Consider the following 19730-nt stretch of genomic DNA (forward strand, 5'->3'; position numbering starts at 1 on the left):
CATCGGCTCCATTACACCATCGAACGCAATGCGTCGCGGATGATGGCTTCGCTGGTCATGCCATCATGGGCTACCTGCTTCACCACTTTCTCAGCTTGTGCTGCTTTGTAACCAAGCGCAATCAGAGCGCTCATGGCTTCATCTTTAGGGTTGGTTGACGCTGCCACCACCGTACTTGTGCTGTTTTCACGACGGGCAGCCGCGTCAGCATGTGGTGTGAGCAAATCAAAGGCATGCCAGTTCTTCAAACGGTCACGCATTTCAATGACCAAGCGTTCCGCCGTTTTCTTACCAACACCTGGGATTTTCACCAACGTCGACACATCTTCGCGCTCTACACTGTCAACAAACTGTGTGGCTGTCATGCCAGACAAAATAGCGAGACCCAATTTAGGCCCAACACCGTTAGCTTTAATGACTTCGCGGAACAACGCACGCTCAACCGTGGTGTTAAAACCATAAAGCAATTGTGCATCTTCACGCACAACAAAATGGGTATAAACAATGGCTTCTTCACCAGCGTCTGGAAGCTCATAGAAGCAACTCATCGGCATACTGACTTCATAGCCAATGCCGTTGACTTCTAGAAGGATTTCAGGGGGTTGTTTTTCAAGCAGGGTTCCGCGTAATCGACCAATCACAGTGTGGACTCGTTTTTTTGGTATTAATTGACGTTAGGATAATAAACAACTGGATAGATATCCAGTTTTAATCCCTGAGCACCACCAGAAATGCCAGCGCGATCCGCGTGATTGACGCGCTTTATCCGTTTGGAAAAATCAAAACTGGCAACGAAGCATGTGCGGAACCGACCTATCTGTAAAACTGGAACCCACATACTGAGGCTTATAAATAGCAAAAAAAAGTAGGGTGGAAACCCTACCTTTTAATTGCCTAATTGCCGAAAACGTCACGCTTTAAAACACACAGTGTTTAGCGAAATCTGTTGCTTCATTGGCGGACCAATCGCCTTTTGGCTTTTCTTTTAACTCTTTGCACCAGTCATCACTGCCAACTTCTGGCGAACAACCCGCGACAAAAAATACGACCGCTAACATAGCGAACATTTTCTTCATGTTACTTTCCTTGTGCTTCATCTTAACGTTTCGTGAACAGCGATGACGAATCATCACCGATTTGTTATGCGCCAATGCAGGAATAAACCAACGCTACACGCCCTTCGCTACTGCAAGACTCAATAAGATATAACAAAGTCACGATAAAGCACTCAGGCGCATATCTCGATACGGAAAAGTCGTCATCACTTATATCAACAACATGAGTTCTAGGTTGAGCTCAACACCCGCCGTCGCACAGATCCATTAGCTCGCAGACTGAGTTATTACATTGGATTCCGAGGCGACAAGCTGCAATGATGCAAACTCACGATACAAGGCGCTTGTTTCCATTAATTCTTGATGAGAACCACTCGCTACCAACTGCCCATCATCAAGAACCAAAATACGGTCAGCATTCACTACGGTTGCAAGACGGTGAGCAATCACTAACGAGGTTTTCCCTTCCATCAGGGTATCCAATGCTTGTTTGACCTGATGTTCACTGACAGCATCCAATGCGCTGGTTGCTTCATCCAACAGCAAAATAGGACGGTCTGCCAAGATAGCGCGGGCTATCGAAATGCGCTGTTTTTGCCCACCAGACAAACGCACACCGCGTTCACCCAATTCCGTGAGGTAGCCGTGTGGTAAGGCTTCAATAAATTCATGAGCACGTGCTGCTTTACACGCTTCAATTACTTTTTCTTCACTCGCATCGGGCGCACCATACCGTACGTTTTCCAATACGTTAGTTGCAAAAATCACCGACTCTTGTGGCACCAAAGCAAACTGGTCACGAAGTGTTTTTAATGACATGTCTTTAAGCGGCACACCGTCTAACAATGTTTTTCCGTGTTGGATATCAAAAAAACGTTGAAGCAAGGTAAACACTGAGCTTTTCCCTGCCCCACTCGGCCCGACTAAAGCGACTCGCTCTCCCGCTTTTACATCAAACGATAAAGACGAGAAAACAGGCAGGTTTTCATCACCCGGATAAGTAAATGAAACATCAGAAAACGTCACATTACCTTTCGCATGGGAAGGAAAATCAACAGGTGAATCGGGATCTTGGATATCAGATTGCATACGCGAAAGCTCTATCAAACGCTCCGTTGCACCTGCTGCGCGTTGAATGTCGCCAATCACTTCACTGATGGTTGCCACTCCCCCTGCGACTAACAAGGCATAAAACATAAAGGCGGATAACTGACCCGCTGTCAGCGAACCATCCAACACATTTAATGCGCCAACCCATGTCACGAGAATAATCGCAACAATACTAAGCAATACCACAGAAGCCATTAACGACGCACGGTAACGAATGCGCAGTCTCGCTGCATCCATAACTGCTTCAACACGTGATGAGAAATGAAAAGAGTCGGCCTCTTCATGACCATAAGATTGAACGGTACGGATCTCGTGTAGTGTTTCATCGACGTGCGAACCAAGATCTGCCACTTTGTCTTGGCTCACTCTGGCTAACTGCCGCACTTTACGCCCCAACACGCCAATAGGTACCAACACAACAGGCACGGCGAGCAACACCAAGCCCGTTAACGTTAGGCTTGTGACCGCCATCATGATCAAGCCACCCGTGACTGACACAGCAGATCGAAGTGCCATCGACAAACTCGACCCAACCACGGTTTGCAGTAACGTCGTATCCGCCGTAAAACGGCTGATCACTTCGCCAGTTCGCTCTTTGGCGTAAAACGTTGGAGATAAATGTAGAAGCTGTTGGTAGACCTTAATGCGGATGTCGGCGCTCACGCGTTCGCCTAGCCAACTCATAAGGTAGAAACGGAAAAAAGTGGCAATGCCGCTGACAAAAGTAATCGCGAGGATCACTAACATCATCTGATCAAGACGCGATGCGTTGCCCGTCAGGAACCCATCATCGACGATGAGTTTGACGCCTTGGCCGAGAGCAAGCCAGCTGAGTGAACCCAGCATGAGGAAGATAACCGCGCCAATCACACGCGAACGATAAGGCGCAAGAAAGCTAGCAATCCATGTCAAAACAGAACGCGTACTTTGAGATGCTGGTAATGTGGACGTTGGCACGGCGAGTCCTTTCTACGAATGATTGGCTTACTATACCCAAACTCCCTGAATATACCCAAGAAACCTGAATAAGCTCTCCGTGCACCTGCTCACTTCAACCTTCGATTTATCCTTTGTGTAAGAATATTTAGCTTCAGCTAACGACGCAACTGATGTGCAAGAACGATTTTTGACACCTTGTCGTCGGAGAACCAATAAACGATGCCATTTTCGTTATCCACTAGATGCTTCGCCGACTTGCTGGCTCTAAGAGTACGTTCAACCTTGCTTCTACTCTCGCCAATCGACAGGTAATTTGCATCTTTATAACTACGGTCAAAGATAATAATTGTTCTTACTTTGCCATCTAAATGATTAATCGTGGCATCGAATTTTTTATAGCGATATTTCGTAAAATTATCGTATTCCACTACGCGAACCGCTTTTCCATGATGATGTTTTAACGACTGCAGCGTCGACTGTCCGACTTTTATATTTTTGTATTCCGAATCGTAATTCATCACATCATCAAACGCGTGAACAGCGTCAGATAAAACAGCGAAAAGTAAGACAATGAATAGAGCGGAGATGTGTTTGAACATATTTCTTGTCCCTAAGTATCTGCAGGTAAACAAACGTCAAAGGGACAAGTGAAACATGTTTATTATATAAAACCGATTGTGATGGAGAACTTCGCTATCAACATCACTGAAAATTCGATGTTGTTACAGCGTTTTCCTTCACTCAATCAACCTGTTCCAGATCGCCTTTTCTTGTTTGATAAAGCAAAAACGCCGCTGACACCCACACTAAACACGCCATCACAAACAAGATTCCACCATCATTGCCGACAACTTCACCCGCTTCATTAAACACAGGCTGCGCAACGCCAATTGGCGTGAAAAGGTGGAAGAATATAGCGCCAGTCATGGTGCCGACCGCCATGAATGCGCCGAGTGCATGAAGACGTGTGAACAGTAAGATCGATGCGATAAGTTCAGCAATGCCCACCATGTAAGCACCGTACTGACCAAACCATGCCAGCCCAGACCACTCACCCAATGTGCCAAAGATAAATGTGGTTTCAGGTGAACCTGTAAACTTGAAGAAGAGCGATTGCACAAACACAAACGCGATAAAGATGCACAAGCCCACTTTTAAGTATTTCATGATTTTCCCTTTAATATAAATTCTCTTATTAACAATAGATTGTCATTAGAGAGTTTCAATTTCATCGCTAAGAGAAACTCGTACTTTTTTCATTTTTTGCCAATTGAATAACATGCGCTTGCTCGACTTTTGGCAAAGTACAAGGTTATCCGCATCGCATCACAATCACTAAATAGAGACTCCTAAGTCGGCGTAATTAGAATGTGAACGGCAATGACCAAATAAAGGAATAATACAATGACAATGAAAGGATTTTTACCTGCAGCCATTTCCCTAATTTTAATGGGTTGCGGAGGTGGAGGTGGTTCCTCCGCTTCAGATACAACCACTTCTCTATCAACCGCATCATTTTCTGATGCTGCGCTCGCAACTTGTGTTTCAGACACTGGCGCTGCCAGTCTCGAGAGCATTGTGGCACTGGAGTGCCAAGGTAAAGGAATCAAAGATCTCAGCGGTATTGAAGTGCTGACAAGCATGTACATACTTGATATATCAGACAATGAATTGAGTACGTTAAACTTATCAGGCATGACTAAGCTCTCCTCAATATACGCGACAAACAACTTGCTAGAGAGCGTCTCTCTACCGCAATCTACTGAACTGCAGTATCTTGGTTTGAGCAATAACTTATTGACGCATATTGATGTGTCTTCATCATCTGAACTTTTAGTGTTCAATGCAGGTAGCAATTCCCTCAGCAGCATCGACCTTTCAGAGAATTCAAAACTAGAAACGCTAACCCTAGATGATAACAATATCAGTAACTTAGATCTTTCACGCAACCCTCTCCTAAAAGAACTGAATATTAACGAGAACCAAATATCAGATTTAGACCTCTCGTCGAATACTGCACTAATTTCTGTCTTTGCGTACTCAAACAAGATTTCGACAATTACCGAACCAAACAGTAATACTCTGGACAGCTTAATCCTCGGCGACAATCAACTATCAAGCATTGATCTAAGCCAAAACACAGAAGTTACTCAATTGACTTTGTCTGACAACAACCTTTCATCATTAGACGTCTCCACACTTCCAAATTTGGACTTTTTAGACATTTCAGGAAATACGGTTGGGAATATTGATTTAAGCCAAAACACGTCATTGGAAATACTCGACGTTTCAAGTACTTCAGCAACCAGTATTGATATATCAAATAACCCCAAACTCTACTCGCTAATTGTCTCAAGTAATCAACTTACTAGCATTGATCTTTCAAATAATCCCAAATTGGTCTGGCTCAGTGCAGCCTTGAACCAATTAACATCTGTTGATTTAAGCAACAACCCTCAACTTGAATACTTCACAGGGTGGTCAAATCAAATCACATCCATAAGTTTTACATCAAACCCAAAAATCAATTCAATTGGACTGATCAATAACCCTTTGAATGACGATACGAAGGCGCATCTTGAGACGCTAAAAAGTAATGGGGTTACGGTAAGTTACTAAACCTAAACGCAAAAAAAGCAGCCAAGGCTGCTTTTTTGAGGTGGAGGTTGGAAAAGGGTTTAGCGATAACGCCCGCGCCTAGCACTCGTCGCTTTTCCCGCCATTGCTACCAGGGTGTGGTTGGTGTGGGCATGACAGATAGCAACCGCCAAGGCATCGGCGGCGTCGGCTTGTGGTGTTGAAGGCAATTTCAGCATGTGCACAACCATGTGCTGAACTTGCTTCTTATCAGCACCACCATTGCCGACAACTGATTGTTTGATGAGACGCGCCGCATACTCGCTAACAGGCAAGCTGGCGTTAACCGCGGCAACCATGGCAGCACCACGCGCTTGACCTAGCTTTAGAGCGGAATCCGCGTTGCGAGCCATAAACACCTGCTCAATCGCGAAGGTGTCTGGCTGAAATTGGGTGATAACTTCACTCACACCAGCGTAAATTTGACCGAGTCGTCCTGCCAAATCTTCAGAGTCTGTACGAATACAACCACTGCCAAGGTATTCAAGGTGTCTACCTTGATGACGGATCACGCCGTAGCCTGTGATCCGCGAGCCCGGGTCAATCCCGAGAATAATTGCCACGAATACTTATTCCAATGTTGCTGCGACTTCGTCAGAAATATCACCGTTGTGGTAAACCTCTTGCACGTCATCTAAATCTTCAAGGGCATCAATCAAACGAAGCAGCTTAGGTGCTGTGGTTTCGTCTAAATCTGCTTTAGTGGAAGGAACAAGCGTCACTTCAGCGTTCTGAGCTTCAAAGCCTGCAGCATCCAACGCATCTTTCACCGCACCAAATTCAGCTGGCGTGGTGTAAACGTCCATAGAGCCATCTTCGTGTGTTTCAACGTCGTCAGCACCGCCTTCTAGCGCCGCTTCCATCACTTCATCTTCATCCAAGCCCGGCGCGTAAGAAATCACCCCTTTCTTGTCGAACAAGTAGTTCACACTGCCGTCAGTACCGAGGTTTCCGCCTGACTTAGAGAACGCATGACGAACACCAGATACCGTGCGGTTACGGTTGTCTGTCATGCATTCAACCATCACTGCCGTGCCTGCAGGGCCGTAACCTTCATAGATGACAGTTTCCATACCTTCGTCGCCTTCACCACCAGCCCCACGGGTTACAGCACGGTTAACGGTGTCACGCGTCATGTTATTCGACAGCGCTTTATCGATGGCTGCACGTAGGCGCGGATTGTTCTCAGGCTCAGCGCCACCTTCTTTGGCAGCTACGGTGATTTCACGGATGAGTTTGGTGAAGATTTTGCCGCGCTTGGCATCTTGCGCAGCTTTGCGGTGTTTGATGTTGGCGAATTTACTGTGACCTGCCATTTCTCACTCCTTTTGTCAGCAGCCGACACGCCGCTGAAGTTGTTACGTTAGTTCTTGGATTTATAGCAAAACAGAATGCAAATGTCTGAGACAGCACCCATATCGTATAGAAACAAATAAGGCCAGATAATCTGGCCTTATTGTTAGAAGAGGTGTTCGACTTATGCGTCGTTTTCTTCGTTCTTCTTCGCTGCCGCGGTAACCGCAATCGCTAGTTCTTCAAGTGCTGCCGGGTTAGCAAGGCTTGGCGCATCCGTTAGCAAACACGCTGCTGCGGTAGTTTTCGGGAACGCGATAACATCACGGATGTTGTCAGTACCACACAGCAGCATAACAAGACGGTCAAGACCGAATGCTAGACCCGCGTGCGGCGGCGTGCCGTACTTCAATGCTTCTAGTAGGAAGCCAAATTTTTCTTTCTGTTCGCCAGATTCAATACCCAGAATATCAAACACAACAGTTTGCATGTCAGAGTTGTGAATACGCACAGAACCACCGCCCACTTCGTAGCCGTTTAGTACCATGTCATAAGCGTTAGAAATTGCAGACGCAGGGTTTGCGCGTAGCTCTTCTGCCGTCATACCCAAAGGAGACGTGAATGGGTGGTGCATCGCGTGCAGGTTACCTTCTTCGTCTTCTTCGAACATTGGGAAATCAACAACCCAAAGTGGCGCCCACTTAGATTTGTCAGTCAGACCCAAGTCAGTACCTAGCTTCAGACGCAGTGCGCCCATCGCTTCAGTAACCACTTTCTTGCTGTCAGCGCCGAACAGGATGATGTCGCCAGTTTCAGCGCCAGTGCGCTCAAGAATACCGTTAACAACGTCTTCGTTCAGGAATTTAGCAACCGGTGATTGAACACCTTCCATGCCTGCTGCACGGTCGTTAACCTTCATCCATGCCAAACCTTTCGCGCCGTAGATGCCGACAAACTTGGTGTATTCATCGATTTGCTTACGAGATAGCTCAGCACCACCCGGAACACGAATAACAGCAACACGGCCTTTTTCGTCATTCGCTGGGCCAGAGAAGACTTTGAATTCAACGTCTTTTAGAAGGTCGGCAACATCAACCATTTCTAGCGGGTTACGCAGGTCTGGTTTATCTGAACCGAAACGGCGCGCAGCTTCTTCAAACGTCATGATTGGGAACTGGCCCAGATCCACGTTCAACAATTCTTGCCACATATCGCGAACCATGTTTTCAGTCACTTCACGCACTTGATCTGCGGTCATGAACGAAGTTTCGATATCAATTTGGGTAAATTCAGGCTGGCGGTCAGCACGCAAGTCTTCATCGCGGAAGCACTTAACGATTTGGTAGTAACGGTCAAAACCAGACATCATCAGAAGCTGTTTGAACAGCTGTGGTGATTGTGGCAATGCGTAGAAGCTGCCTTTATGAACACGGCTTGGTACCAAGTAGTCACGTGCGCCTTCTGGCGTTGCTTTTGTCAGTACTGGCGTTTCGATGTCAAGGAAGCCGTTATCATCAAGGAAACGACGAACAAAGCTTGATGCTTTTGCACGCAGCTTGATGCGATCGCTCATTTCTGGACGACGCAAGTCAAGGTAACGGTGCTTAAGACGTTGTTCTTCAGAGTTGTTTTGGTTGAAGTCCAATGGCAATGGCTCAGCGCGGTTGATAATTTCCAAACCAGTCGCAAGCAATTCAACTTCGCCTGTCGCCATGTCTTTGTTGATTTGGCTTTCAGGACGAGCGCGAACTTCACCCGTGAATTTGATACAGAATTCGTTACGCAGTTTGTTAGCGATCTCGAATACGTCTTTCATATCCGGATCAACCACCACCTGAACCACGCCTTCACGGTCACGCATATCAATGAAGATAAGACCGCCTAAATCACGACGGCGATTTACCCAGCCGCAAAGTTCTACAGTTTGCCCTACTAGGGCTTTGTTCAGGTGACCACAATATTGGGTGCGCATATGAATTTCCCGATCTGTTACTGACTGTCCTATTGCGCCGACAAGCGCAAAGCTACAAATATGGTTGTGCAGATTGTTCTGCAAACTTCCGCCTGAGTATTCACTCACGCCAAAGTAAAAATACCTCAAAATGACGCAGCATTATAAAGGAAAAAATTGCGTTGCGGGAAATCGTAGCGAGATGAAAGCCATAAAAAACCGCAATCGCGCAAAAAAACAGCAAGGATTGACGCTGACTGCGCAACACACCCACAATAGAGACTCGACGACATGAGGGATTATCCGTTGCAACCATCGATTCCAAAACTTGCACCGCTTTCGCAACTGGCCACTCCGCCACTTCGACTAGGTATGACGCAATGGTCGCACAATGCGTGGCAACGCAAATTTTACCCGTCTGGCACCAAAAGCGGAGAACGTTTGGCGCGTTATGCTGAAGTATTTAATACCGTAGAAGGCAACACCACATTTTACGCCAGCCCTTCACACGCGACCGTTGCTAATTGGAAAGCAGCCACCAGCGATGCATTCCGGTTTACCTTTAAATTCCCTCAGCCCATCACTCACCAAATGATGTTGCGACACTCAGATGCCATGGTGTCTGAATTTATCACCTTAATGCAGCCGCTACATGAACGTATTGGGTTATGGAAAATACAACTGCCGGCAGCCTTTGGCCCACAGTCTTTGCCAGACCTCAAACGTTTTCTCACCGCGATGCCAACGGCGTATAACGTGGGTGTTGAAGTGCGCCACCCTGCTTTTTTTGCCAAAGGTGACGACGAACGCGCGTTCAATAGCTTATTGATGGAATACAACGCCGACCGCATCATTATGGACAGTCGTCCTGTTTTTGCCGTGCCTGCAGACACTGACGCCCTGCTCGATGCCCAGCAGAAAAAGCCCGCCGTTCCTGTGCACGCCATCTCAACAAGCAATACACCGATGGTGCGATTCATTGGCGACCCAACGCTTGAGCGAAACGATGCGTTCTTTGCGAATTGGCAGAAAAAGATTCCGCAGTGGATTGAGGAAGGGAAAACACCGTATTTGATGATTCACACAGCAAACAACGATCAAGCGCCGCAATTGGCTGAGCGTTATTACGCAAAGTTGCGTGAACAAATTTTGTTACCGCCCTTGTCACCACTAACTCCCTCTTCTGTTAACGACCAACAGATTTCTTTGTTGTGATACTTCTACCTAGCCATAGGTAAAAATCCCCTATTTGGGTGAGGTGATAAATCAACCTACCTAATAGCCTTGATGAGGTCTCGTCAAAATCAGACATGACAAGGCTTGGAGCCTTAATCACAAGGTCAGGAGTATCTACAATGGCAGTATTAACACAAAACTATAAATTTACGTTATCGGCAATTACCGCCGTGCTCATTCTCGCTGGTTGCGGCGGAGGTGGCGATACAGCAGATGGCAACTCACCATCTTCGCCAGCACCTACCTCTTCGACTGTGAAAGGCCACGTTCTTGATGGGCAAGTCGCTTCAGCAAGGGTGTGTTTCGACATGAACAATGACCTTCAATGTACCGATGAAGATCAGTACACAGAAACGGACAGTGATGGCTACTTTGAGCTCACCTATGAAGAGTCATCAATTTTAGAAACCTACACCATCATCGCCGATGTCCGGCAATCCACAGCTGTAGATAGCGACTACGGCGGCGGGCGTATTCACAACGACTATGTGATGACCGCCTTCGATCCCACCCGTGAAGACGTGGTTATCTCACCCGTTAGCAGCTACATCAATTTTGAATCAGCCCTTTCAGGAAAACCTGCTAACCAAGTTCTCAGTGAACTCACTTCAACCATTTTACAAAATGAGCAATTTGAGTACGAAGCGTCCATCGAAACGGAAGTTGAATATACCGAGTTGGTAGTAGGTAACTTTGTGTTGGGCACCGATGCGAGCGATCCGCACCAGGCTGATTTCAACAACCGTCTTCACAATCTCAACGAAGTGGTAGCCCGAAAGATGCAGGAGTCTCAAGCCTACTGGGAGGACAGATACTGGGGAGGCGGCGTATCGTTGCAAGACAGTAGTTGGTCGGCACACTCTGGTGATGTCGTATTTAATGCTAACGCTACAACTTTCCAAGGGTTTGAAGCCATTCTAGAGGAAGTGCAAAGCCATGATTTCTCTAGCTTTGATGCGGAATTGATCGCCGATAGTCTCTGGGTCGATGTGGCACCGAGTGAGCTGATTCAAGAATTGATTGATTACAATCAACTTCGCTCGGAAGTTACGGATGAATTGACAGGCGTTCCCTATCGTTCAACTGTAACGTTTGACGGCGAGATGGACTATTTTTATTACTGGGTTTTTTCGGATAGCAATCTACGCGTATATCTAGATAGTACCGATGGAGAGTGTATCTTCACTGATGTACCGTTCCCCTACGATGCAACATACACAATCCAACAATTCGTAGATGAGTTCAATGGGTATGTTCAGAACAACAGCCAATTCGGCGTAATTTTAGGGCCGATGACACCGACAAATAGCGTTCCCGCTAACTGCTCATCGGTCTACGCCTATCTCGACGACTACAACTTCGATGATGACTATGATTCCGCTGATGGTGATTACAAGCGAGTCGACCCATGTAAGACGATGATCAATTGCAACGCTGCATCAGAAGCAGCTGCCAATATTAACAATCGTCCAATGATGACCAGTAACAGTCCTGTTCAAAAAGGAACCCCTTCTCTTGGCGGTGGAAGCGGCGGCGGTAGTACAACTGCACCTGGTTCACTTGGCGGTGCATGCGGCTACGATGGCAAAAACTACGTCCGAAACCCATGCGCCAAAGCGCCAGACAAGCGCTAGTTAGGATAAAACAAAGGCCAGTTCATTCTGGCCTTTGTTTTTCATATCAACCGTGCAAGGCGCTAACCACTCAAAAATACCAACTCACCTCCGCTTCGACAAAGTCATCACGTTTTAGGGAGTAAATTGGATCGGTGGCCTTGTCCGAGTCGAACATCCAACCTGTCACCGTCCAGCTCCAATCATTCGAGAAACGACCGCTCGACTCTAAGCGCACTGTCATCGAATCTGTATCGTCTAAATCGACCGTACCCCCGACTAAGAACTCAGTACCGTCGTGATCATTCAGCACCCAGCGAAGTCCTGCAAACAGGTCATTTTGGCCAGCAACAGGTGCATCTTCATCGCGACTATCGTAAAGATACTCCATCAGAAAACCCAGATCGGTGATGCCTTCGTTCACTCCTACATAGGTATATTCAAAACCTCCCGTAAACGCCGTATTTGATTCCAAGCTGTAACGACGAATTGCCTCAGCTTTCCAGAGCCAGTCACCGTAGATCGCTTGAACATCAAGGCCCACTTGCGTCATGAGCGCATAGTATGGTGACAAGCTGTTAAAGAAATATGGGTCTCGGTTAGTGCCATGAAACACACTCAAACCTACGTCCCATTCATCAAACATGGTGCCATAACGCGCAGCAACATCAGGGTAAAACTCTTCATGACGAGATTCGTACTGTGCATCTGCATCGCCAGCACCAGGAACCGCTAAACGACCATCGTAACTTGCAAAGGTACGTTCGCGAAAATAGGGCAGCACGTATAAATCAAGCAAGCCAGATTCGAGTTCTAGCCCCAAGCTCATCATGGGTTGACCCAGTTTCACCTCGCCATCAATCGCTTCTACCGCATCAGTTTGATTGATCACATCAACAAGATGTTGTGACTCTGTCACGCCCCAAAAGACGATACCCAAGCCAAAGCGCAGTTCGTAGTTATCTTCGTAGTGCATCAACAACGCTTCACGCACATCGCCATGCGTGCGCTCGTCATCCATTGAGTCCCAACGGAAGAACGGCGAAAAAGTAAAGCTCGTGTTCCCTTCGTCACTTTCCCAATAAAGCTCAGGCTCAATGGCGATAGACGTTTGGCTTTTGTCCTGACCTTGAGCGCCAGCCTGTGAAAACTGACGCTGTTGAAAGGTCAGCTCACCTTCAAATTCAAATGCATAAGCGGGTGAGAGGAAAAGAGGCAGCGCTAACAGCGCCGCCAATGAAGTCCATTGTTTCATTCTCACTCCTAGCGCGCGCGCTTCAAGCTAGATTTAGAAAAGTCACCTTCATCCAAACCCGTGTTAAACGCTAGTTCTGTTGTGGTTAATTTGGTCGATTTACCCGTCTGGTGGTTCACCATCATCATGGTGTGCGCGCGCCAGTACTGATCCAGATACTGCTTGTAGTCACTGAACGTCAGTGTTTTAAGCAAAGACTTACGGCGATCGTAGAACTCAGTTTTAAGCGGTCGGTAATGCTCTTGGTCAACCCACACTTTTTGGCTGGTATAACCTGAATACTTATCGGTTGGCGTTTGCACAATCACAAACGTATTTTGCCCATCAATTTCTTCTTCACCCACCAAGTCAAAGGTATATTTTTCGAGTTCAAACGAGCTCAAATCTTCGTACGCAAATTCGCTGCCCATGAATGGGCCTGACTTGTTGCGTGATGCAATACGTTTCACGCGCTTTAGCGCAGGAAGGTAAAGCCACTGATCGTCAGCGCCAGTAATATGCGAGTAGTTAAGAAAAACGGTACCACGGACATCACGAGGTTCATCAAAGATGGTTAAGCCTTTATCGCCATCGCTTTCAACTTCAAGTGTTTTGATACGCAGTTTGCGATCACTGGTATCACCGTTCGCGTTTTCAAGCAGCATGGTCATTTCAGCCACACTGTCACCCCAGCCTTGATCCCGCACTTTACGCTCTTTGGCGATTTCCAATCCCTTTACTTCATCGGCAACCACAGGCGCTGCTATCGCCATCATGCTAAATGCAATCACAACGGCTTTTGATAATGTTCTTATTGTTTTCATTCTTCTCTCCTTGAATTCGTTACTGCGTTGCTTCTTTGCTAAACGACTTAGATTTATCAGCCAAAGGCTCAGATTTACCGCCCAGCGACTTGGATTCATTGGCATAGTTTTTCCTATCTGCTACTAGAAGCACGGCAGGTAGAAGAATAAAGTCCACGATGAGAGCAATGAATATAACGATGGCACTGAGCAGCCCCATGTCACTATTCAGACGGAAGCCGGATGTTGCTAACACGCTGAAACCAGCAACTAGCACGACGGTTGTAATCCATAGTGCGCGACCCACTGAATCAAACGCATAACGGATACCATCTTCAACATTGCGACCCTGCAAACGTGCATGGCGATATTTCGTCAGGAAATGCACCGTGTCATCCACCACCACACCCAAGGTCAAGGTGATAACTACGGAAAGCCCTAGGTTGATTTCACCTGACACAACAGCCCACAAACCAAAGCCCAAAATGGCTGGCACCAAATTTGGCACTAGACTAATCACACCAAGACGCCATGAACGTAATGCGAATACCAACAACCCAGAAATCAACACCAATGCAATCGGCAAGGTTTTCAACATACTGGCAATGTTGGTTTCACCAATGTGAGCGAACATCAGGTTCGGACCAGACGATGCCATCTCGTACTGAGGGGCATTAGCCTTAAACCATGTATCCATACGTTTTTCCAACGCAATCAAATCCACACTGCCTAGGTTGTCAGTGGTTAGTACTAATTTGACCGCAGACTTATCAATGTTCACTTCGTTGTTTAGATCTAATCCGTACGGCAACGACATTTCGTACAACAGCAAATATTGCGCAGCAAGTTCAGGATCTTGAGGCAAGGCGTAGAATGATTCATCATCACCATGCATGTTCATGTTCAAACGTTTGAAAGTGTCGGAGATTGACGCGACATGGTCAGTCTCTGGTTGAGTTCTTAACCACTCGGTGAAATCTTCGACTGCATTTAAAAACTCAGGATGCGTAATACCTTGTGGTTGACCCGATTTAATGGAAATACTGAGCGCGGTTGTCCCACTAACCGTTTCTTCCATATAATCAGCCGCTTGACGGAAATTATTACCAGAATCGAAGTATTCAACGGCATTGTCATTGGCATGGTTTTGCATCAGCAACACCGCACTCAATGCCACGACAATGACACTGACTGGCAGAATCTTCCTATGATTTGCAATCACGGTATCCGCTACCCATCCCATCGCTTTGTTACTGTTTTTCCGGGCTGGCTTCACCTTAAACGGCATCAATTGAAGCAATGCTGGTAATAGCGTGACAGACAAGACAAACGCGATCATCACGCCCAATGCAGCGAGATTCCCCATGTCTCTCAATACCGGAGAGTCCGATGCATTCATCATTAAGAAGCCAATCGACGTTGTAACTGACGTGATCAATAGCGCGAGGAAATTAAGCTTAAGCGCATAATTAATGGCCTCAGTTTTGTCTTTGCCTTCACGAAGGGCATGCACATAGGACGTGATCAGGTGGACACAATCCGCCACGGCGAGAGTCATCACCAACGTCGGAACTGTCACTGTACCGTTGTTCAGGTAGTGTCCTACCCAACCCAGCATCCCCATGGTGGCTGCAATCGTCAGCACAATCACGATCAGCGTCGCCAAGACAAACTTCCAAGATCGCAACATAATGCCGAGGAACACCAGTACAACAAGAAACATCATTGGTACCAGCGTTTGGCTGTCTGCTTGCGCAGCGTCAGCAAAAGCTTTATTCATGGCGATAATGCCCGCCAGATGGAAATCTACGTCAGGATAGGTTTCGTGCGCTTTCGCCAGAACATCTTTTGTAAAATTGACCACCTCCTGCACTTGCGCCGTTTGGTCACCATCCGGCAATTGAAAAGTGATATTCACAATGGCGGCTTGCGCGGTTTGACCGACGATAGCGTTAACTAAACGAGGTTCATTGAGGGCGACATCACGAATATAGTCGATTCGTGCATCATCAAGTTCGTAATAATCTGGCGCAAGGTCTTCAACAAGCAGGTCATCCTCTTCCGCAGAGGTATGTTGATAATTCGTAATGGAGTCCACGCGACTCGCGTATGGTGTTAGCCAAGCTTCATCGGTGAGTTGTTGAATCAAGGAAAGGTTGTCTTTGGTAAACACGTCTTTGTTATGTGGCGCAACCACAATGGCAAGCGTGTCCGTTTTGTTAAATGTCGCTTCGAGTTCTTTGAACGATTGTAGCTGCGGGTTCCCTTTATCAAAGAAAATTTGGTAATCACCTCGAAAATACAAGTTTTGACTACCCATCGCCGCAACAACGGCAAACAAAACACTAAAGATCAAAAATAGCCAAGGACGTGCCGCAGGCATTCGATATAGTTCGGTTTTCATCACACACTCCATTTGTGACGATTCGTCAAATTCTCTGCTTTAAAAAGCCAACTGATATGGCTTAGTACTTCCTAAACATAGGGTTATGTCACTCACCCTGTTCAAGCAAAACAAAATTACGCGTTCACATGGTTAGAAATTCAAATCATCGCCAGAACAAAACTGACGTTCCGTCAATTAATGACGAAACGTCAATGTAGTACAAAAAAGTAACAAATTAAAGCTTATTTTGACGAATCGTCACAAATAAGTCAGTTGTCGCAATTATGATTGATTTTCTAGAAGGGCAACTTCTTCGCCAAACAGGTCTTTTTCGGCTCGCTCCCATGTTTTTTGGTAGTCAAAATCACAAGACAAAGGCATCCAGCGCATCCCATCAAGGAGGAAGTTGAGGTTCTGAAGCACGATATTGGTATCATGTTGACGAGATACACAGCTACTTTGCGTCGCATTATTTACCAATGAACTGGTACCAAATGCCATCGCCCAATTTGCAAACACAATGCTATCGCTCGTGATGCCAGGTGCGAGGATGATATCTCCAGAACTCTGGCCAAGCTCGATGAACTTATCACCAAATGACACCACAAGGTCTTCCAAGGTGTTCAGTTTTTCAAGGCGTTCAGGGGCGCTTTTTTCCGTGACCGCAGGCGTACGACTAACCAATGCACACATCGCTAGGATGGGCGAGAGTTTCGAGAAAAGATGCATACCAGCATGCATGGCAATCAACTTTTCACGGCTTGAACCTTCAAAGTTGAGTGCGCTTGTGAATAGGGGAATTTTTTTACTCAGCGCTTGGATCGCAAGCGCAGCAAACAAATCTTCCTTGCTGTTGAAGTGATTGTAAATTGTACCTTTGGAATACGAGCTGGCTGCAGCAAGCTTATCCATATTGAGTTGTGCAAAACCTTCCCTTTCAACAATGCTACATGCTATTAGCAACAACTCATTCTCACGATCTCGCATTGCCAATTGTTTGCGGCTCAACGTCGCGTCATCACTGATTAAATTTGATACTGCTTGCTCTAACATTGTGAATATCCTTAGAAGATCCTTACTTTTATAGCACAAATAAGAAATAGATTGGCAGCTTGTCCTCACTTTTTGATGCGATTACATCAACCACTCTCGTACTCATTCCATTGAATATACACGTAAATTGAAGTCACTCGCCTAGCGTTGCTCCGCTAGACAACGCCTTTGATTCAGCCAACAACTCATGACTCATTGTGCTTTTTTGTCGAAAATCAGGAACCACAAACGAATGTTCAACCGGATGACTCAGTAATGTCATCAAGCCATCTGCCGTACTTTTAACAGATGGACTTATTACAATCACTGAGCATAGTTTTGATAGGTTATTGTGCTTTGGCCCAACGAACGATGTCATCTCGCGGCCAAATCATTAGATAGCTTTTAGGCGTGTACTTCCCTTCATCAAACAACCGTCGACGCTTTTTGTTCTGCAAAGCAACATGCCCTGCATCATCACACGATTCAAGCAGATAAAACGACGCGCCACCAGACTCTGGGAGCGTGCGTAAATAGGCCATTTTCGATGATGCTTGTATTACCGAAGGGTCCCAGAACCAGCTTTGTGCAAAGATGCCTGAAACGTGTGGTTCTGACTCAAGCCGTTGTGCGATCTCCAGATAAAACGCCCGCCAGCCCGGTTCAAGGAAGTCTGGATTAGTTCTTCGGTCTTCCATATGAAGTTCATACATGTTTTGTCTGTTGTTCAGCTTTCTCAGCAACATATCCGCAGCACTAACAAACTGTCCAATGCCATTCGCGGTAAGAAATCGACGCGGTAATGGTCTGGGTTCATAATGGCAAATTGAACGGCTTGGCCACATATTCAACGCGCTAATGGCTATGTCTTTTCTGAACAGATCGCTGTGAACATCAGGCTCATAGCTGCCCGTCGCAATGTCATCTGCCAAATACTCAAACCACTCTTTGATAGAGTCAATCACCATTGTCGGCATCGTCACATCATGACTAGCTAGGCCAGCCTGATCGCTTGAATCCAATGAGCGAAGACTCCGCTGCATTAAAGCCACCAGCGCGAGTTGATGAATATCTGCCTCTACGTCTTTGCTATGAGTGTTCGATAGCTGCTCAAGCCAACGATTCATCTCATCAGGGAAGTGTGAATAGGCGCGGCCGGGCATTTCATCTTGTACAAAAGACAGATATTGTTCGCGAACCGTTGATAGCGTATCGACTTGCTTATTAAGCCTGCTTTCAATCATCTCGTGTAGATCATTCAGCTTGGTTTGCAACGTCATACACACTCTCCGCCAGTCACTGGTAGATTAACGCCATTGATGTATTCCGCCCCATCAGAAAGCAAAAAGACCACAGATGATGCTACCTCCGTTGAGGTTGCATTGCGCTTCATCGGGTGAGATGCCGCGTTCTGAATCACCATATTATCGGGAATATCCTGCAAGAATGGCGTGTCGACCATCGAGGGGGATAACGCATTCACACGAATACCTTTGCTACCAAATTCGGCCGCTAACGAACGCATCAAGCCCAATTGTGCGTATTTAGCAATGTTGTAGTCAGCCATTGCAGCAGGTGGCAGACCCAAAGTAACACTGCTCAATATGAAGACCACTCGCCCTGCCCCACGTTGCGCCATCGAGGGTAAGAAAGCTTTCGCAATCATCATGCTGCTCATCATCTGCACTTCGAGCTGTTCCATGACTTGATGGCGCGATACTTTTTTAAACCGCGTCAATTTCAGTCTCGGAGCTTGCGCAAAAACAAGATGATCAGGGTTTGAACATAGTGCCATTGCGTTTGAAATGAATGCCTCGCAACTGTCAGGGTCACTTAAATCAGCGCCAAGTACATGAAGCTCGCTTTGCATGCTTGATTGCATACTTTCAAGCGCAGCAAGATTGTTACACCCATGCGCGATAATACGATTGCCTTCGCTATCAAGCATCGACATGACCGCTTTGCCAATGTCCGAACTCGCTCCCACGATTAAACTGGTTTTACTCATGCCGATGACTCGCTTTCATCAATCCCTGAATGTATCCGCGCTTTCGATACCACTTGCCCGTGTTGATTTCGGATAACTGCTTTGATTTCGATACGTTTTAGAAGGGTGTGAACATCCACCACTTCTCCAACAACGGTGAGCACATCACCCACAAAAACGGGGCGACTGAAACGCGTTTGAATATCCTGCAACAGTGCATTTTCACCCGGTAAATACACACCGACCAATGTGGAATATAACGATGCCGTCATCATGCCGTACACGACGACATCAGGATGCCCTCGCCGTTTTGCATGCTCCGCATTGGTATGAAGCGGGTTAATATCACCACTCACCAAAGTGAAAGCATTCAGCTTCTCCTCGGTAATATCAGTAGAGAATTGGTGTTTTAAGCCCACATCAATGTCATCAATACCGTATTGCTTCATTCATC

At 46.5% G+C, this 19730-nt stretch carries 18 protein-coding genes; 3 read left to right on the plus strand and 15 right to left on the minus strand.

Features of this window, described 5'->3' with window-relative positions:
- Positions 1 to 11: 11 nt before the first annotated feature.
- The 5 genes from ruvA to L4D06_RS18420 all read right to left on the minus strand — a co-directional run bounded on the left by ruvA (position 12) and on the right by L4D06_RS18420 (position 4271).
- A complete protein-coding gene (ruvA, locus tag L4D06_RS18400) occupies positions 12 to 641 on the minus strand; it encodes a Holliday junction branch migration protein RuvA (protein WP_429740658.1) in 630 nt (209 codons plus the stop codon).
- A 276-nt stretch (positions 642 to 917) separates the two neighbouring features.
- Entirely contained in the window at positions 918 to 1076 is a 159-nt protein-coding gene (locus L4D06_RS18405; protein WP_016961277.1) for a DUF3012 domain-containing protein, read from the minus strand.
- A 246-nt stretch (positions 1077 to 1322) separates the two neighbouring features.
- Entirely contained in the window at positions 1323 to 3122 is a 1800-nt protein-coding gene (locus tag L4D06_RS18410; protein ID WP_429740659.1) for an ABC transporter transmembrane domain-containing protein, read from the minus strand.
- Between the two features lie 137 nt (positions 3123 to 3259).
- The gene (locus tag L4D06_RS18415) at positions 3260 to 3703 is read right to left on the minus strand and encodes a hypothetical protein (protein ID WP_429740660.1); all 444 of its coding nucleotides are present in this window, start codon (positions 3701 to 3703) and stop codon (positions 3260 to 3262) included.
- Between the two features lie 142 nt (positions 3704 to 3845).
- A complete protein-coding gene (locus L4D06_RS18420; RefSeq protein WP_429740661.1) occupies positions 3846 to 4271 on the minus strand; it encodes a hypothetical protein in 426 nt (141 codons plus the stop codon).
- 237 nt (positions 4272 to 4508) lie between these two features.
- Here L4D06_RS18420 and L4D06_RS18425 point away from each other — a divergent pair, with 237 nt between their 5' ends.
- Positions 4509 to 5723, plus strand: a complete 1215-nt coding sequence (locus L4D06_RS18425) for a leucine-rich repeat domain-containing protein (protein WP_429740662.1) — start codon at positions 4509 to 4511, stop codon at positions 5721 to 5723.
- A 59-nt stretch (positions 5724 to 5782) separates the two neighbouring features.
- On the opposite strand, the gene ruvC is transcribed toward L4D06_RS18425, so the two are convergent.
- The 3 genes from ruvC to aspS all read right to left on the minus strand — a co-directional run bounded on the left by ruvC (position 5783) and on the right by aspS (position 9006).
- On the minus strand, positions 5783 to 6304 hold the full coding sequence (gene ruvC / locus L4D06_RS18430; protein WP_017008265.1) for a crossover junction endodeoxyribonuclease RuvC: 522 nt from the start codon (positions 6302 to 6304) through the stop codon (positions 5783 to 5785).
- A 6-nt stretch (positions 6305 to 6310) separates the two neighbouring features.
- Positions 6311 to 7057: a YebC/PmpR family DNA-binding transcriptional regulator gene (locus L4D06_RS18435; protein ID WP_274166163.1), complete on the minus strand. Its 747-nt coding sequence runs from the start codon at positions 7055 to 7057 to the stop codon at positions 6311 to 6313.
- 161 nt (positions 7058 to 7218) lie between these two features.
- A complete protein-coding gene (gene aspS / locus L4D06_RS18440) occupies positions 7219 to 9006 on the minus strand; it encodes an aspartate--tRNA ligase (protein ID WP_429740663.1) in 1788 nt (595 codons plus the stop codon).
- 270 nt (positions 9007 to 9276) lie between these two features.
- On the opposite strand from aspS, the gene L4D06_RS18445 reads away from it, so the two are divergent.
- Both L4D06_RS18445 and L4D06_RS18450 read left to right on the plus strand, forming a co-directional pair.
- Positions 9277 to 10200, plus strand: a complete 924-nt coding sequence (locus L4D06_RS18445) for a DUF72 domain-containing protein (protein ID WP_429740664.1) — start codon at positions 9277 to 9279, stop codon at positions 10198 to 10200.
- A gap of 140 nt (positions 10201 to 10340) precedes the next feature.
- A complete protein-coding gene (locus L4D06_RS18450) occupies positions 10341 to 11855 on the plus strand; it encodes a hypothetical protein (protein ID WP_429740665.1) in 1515 nt (504 codons plus the stop codon).
- Between the two features lie 70 nt (positions 11856 to 11925).
- On the opposite strand, the gene L4D06_RS18455 is transcribed toward L4D06_RS18450, so the two are convergent.
- The 7 genes from L4D06_RS18455 to L4D06_RS18485 all read right to left on the minus strand — a co-directional run bounded on the left by L4D06_RS18455 (position 11926) and on the right by L4D06_RS18485 (position 19725).
- Entirely contained in the window at positions 11926 to 13089 is a 1164-nt protein-coding gene (locus tag L4D06_RS18455; RefSeq protein ID WP_429740666.1) for a hypothetical protein, read from the minus strand.
- Positions 13090 to 13097: 8 nt separating this feature from the next.
- Entirely contained in the window at positions 13098 to 13892 is a 795-nt protein-coding gene (locus L4D06_RS18460) for an outer membrane lipoprotein-sorting protein (protein ID WP_274166167.1), read from the minus strand.
- A 19-nt stretch (positions 13893 to 13911) separates the two neighbouring features.
- Entirely contained in the window at positions 13912 to 16275 is a 2364-nt protein-coding gene (locus tag L4D06_RS18465; protein WP_429740667.1) for an efflux RND transporter permease subunit, read from the minus strand.
- A gap of 264 nt (positions 16276 to 16539) precedes the next feature.
- Positions 16540 to 17310 (minus strand): TetR/AcrR family transcriptional regulator, encoded by a 771-nt coding sequence (locus L4D06_RS18470; RefSeq protein ID WP_274166169.1) that lies wholly within the window; start codon positions 17308 to 17310, stop codon positions 16540 to 16542.
- A gap of 326 nt (positions 17311 to 17636) precedes the next feature.
- Positions 17637 to 18569, minus strand: coding sequence for a hypothetical protein (locus L4D06_RS18475; protein WP_429740668.1), 933 nt, complete (start codon positions 18567 to 18569; stop codon positions 17637 to 17639).
- Positions 18566 to 19297, minus strand: a complete 732-nt coding sequence (locus tag L4D06_RS18480; protein WP_429740669.1) for an SDR family NAD(P)-dependent oxidoreductase — start codon at positions 19295 to 19297, stop codon at positions 18566 to 18568. Before L4D06_RS18480 ends, L4D06_RS18475 begins: the two co-directional genes overlap by 4 nt.
- Entirely contained in the window at positions 19294 to 19725 is a 432-nt protein-coding gene (locus tag L4D06_RS18485; RefSeq protein ID WP_274166172.1) for a MaoC family dehydratase, read from the minus strand. Before L4D06_RS18485 ends, L4D06_RS18480 begins: the two co-directional genes overlap by 4 nt.
- Between the last annotated feature and the right edge of the window lie 5 nt (positions 19726 to 19730).

The sequence above is a fragment of the Enterovibrio makurazakiensis genome, from assembly GCF_050336585.1.
Taxonomy (GTDB): Bacteria; Pseudomonadota; Gammaproteobacteria; order Enterobacterales; family Vibrionaceae; genus Enterovibrio; species Enterovibrio gelatinilyticus.

What these genes read in the sequence shown, in the direction of transcription:
- L4D06_RS18445 (WP_429740664.1), top strand. Translation starts at nt 9,277, where the DNA reads ATGAGGGATTATCCGTTGCAACCATCGATTCCAAAACTTGCACCGCTT.
- L4D06_RS18455 (WP_429740666.1), bottom strand. Translation starts at nt 13,089, where the DNA reads ATGAAACAATGGACTTCATTGGCGGCGCTGTTAGCGCTGCCTCTTTTC.
- L4D06_RS18450 (WP_429740665.1), top strand. Translation starts at nt 10,341, where the DNA reads ATGGCAGTATTAACACAAAACTATAAATTTACGTTATCGGCAATTACC.
- L4D06_RS18470 (WP_274166169.1), bottom strand. Translation starts at nt 17,310, where the DNA reads ATGTTAGAGCAAGCAGTATCAAATTTAATCAGTGATGACGCGACGTTG.
- L4D06_RS18405 (WP_016961277.1), bottom strand. Translation starts at nt 1,076, where the DNA reads ATGAAGAAAATGTTCGCTATGTTAGCGGTCGTATTTTTTGTCGCGGGT.
- L4D06_RS18420 (WP_429740661.1), bottom strand. Translation starts at nt 4,271, where the DNA reads ATGAAATACTTAAAAGTGGGCTTGTGCATCTTTATCGCGTTTGTGTTT.
- L4D06_RS18465 (WP_429740667.1), bottom strand. Translation starts at nt 16,275, where the DNA reads ATGAAAACCGAACTATATCGAATGCCTGCGGCACGTCCTTGGCTATTT.
- L4D06_RS18480 (WP_429740669.1), bottom strand. Translation starts at nt 19,297, where the DNA reads ATGAGTAAAACCAGTTTAATCGTGGGAGCGAGTTCGGACATTGGCAAA.
- L4D06_RS18435 (WP_274166163.1), bottom strand. Translation starts at nt 7,057, where the DNA reads ATGGCAGGTCACAGTAAATTCGCCAACATCAAACACCGCAAAGCTGCG.
- L4D06_RS18485 (WP_274166172.1), bottom strand. Translation starts at nt 19,725, where the DNA reads ATGAAGCAATACGGTATTGATGACATTGATGTGGGCTTAAAACACCAA.
- L4D06_RS18425 (WP_429740662.1), top strand. Translation starts at nt 4,509, where the DNA reads ATGACAATGAAAGGATTTTTACCTGCAGCCATTTCCCTAATTTTAATG.
- L4D06_RS18415 (WP_429740660.1), bottom strand. Translation starts at nt 3,703, where the DNA reads ATGTTCAAACACATCTCCGCTCTATTCATTGTCTTACTTTTCGCTGTT.
- L4D06_RS18475 (WP_429740668.1), bottom strand. Translation starts at nt 18,569, where the DNA reads ATGACGTTGCAAACCAAGCTGAATGATCTACACGAGATGATTGAAAGC.
- aspS (WP_429740663.1), bottom strand. Translation starts at nt 9,006, where the DNA reads ATGCGCACCCAATATTGTGGTCACCTGAACAAAGCCCTAGTAGGGCAA.
- L4D06_RS18460 (WP_274166167.1), bottom strand. Translation starts at nt 13,892, where the DNA reads ATGAAAACAATAAGAACATTATCAAAAGCCGTTGTGATTGCATTTAGC.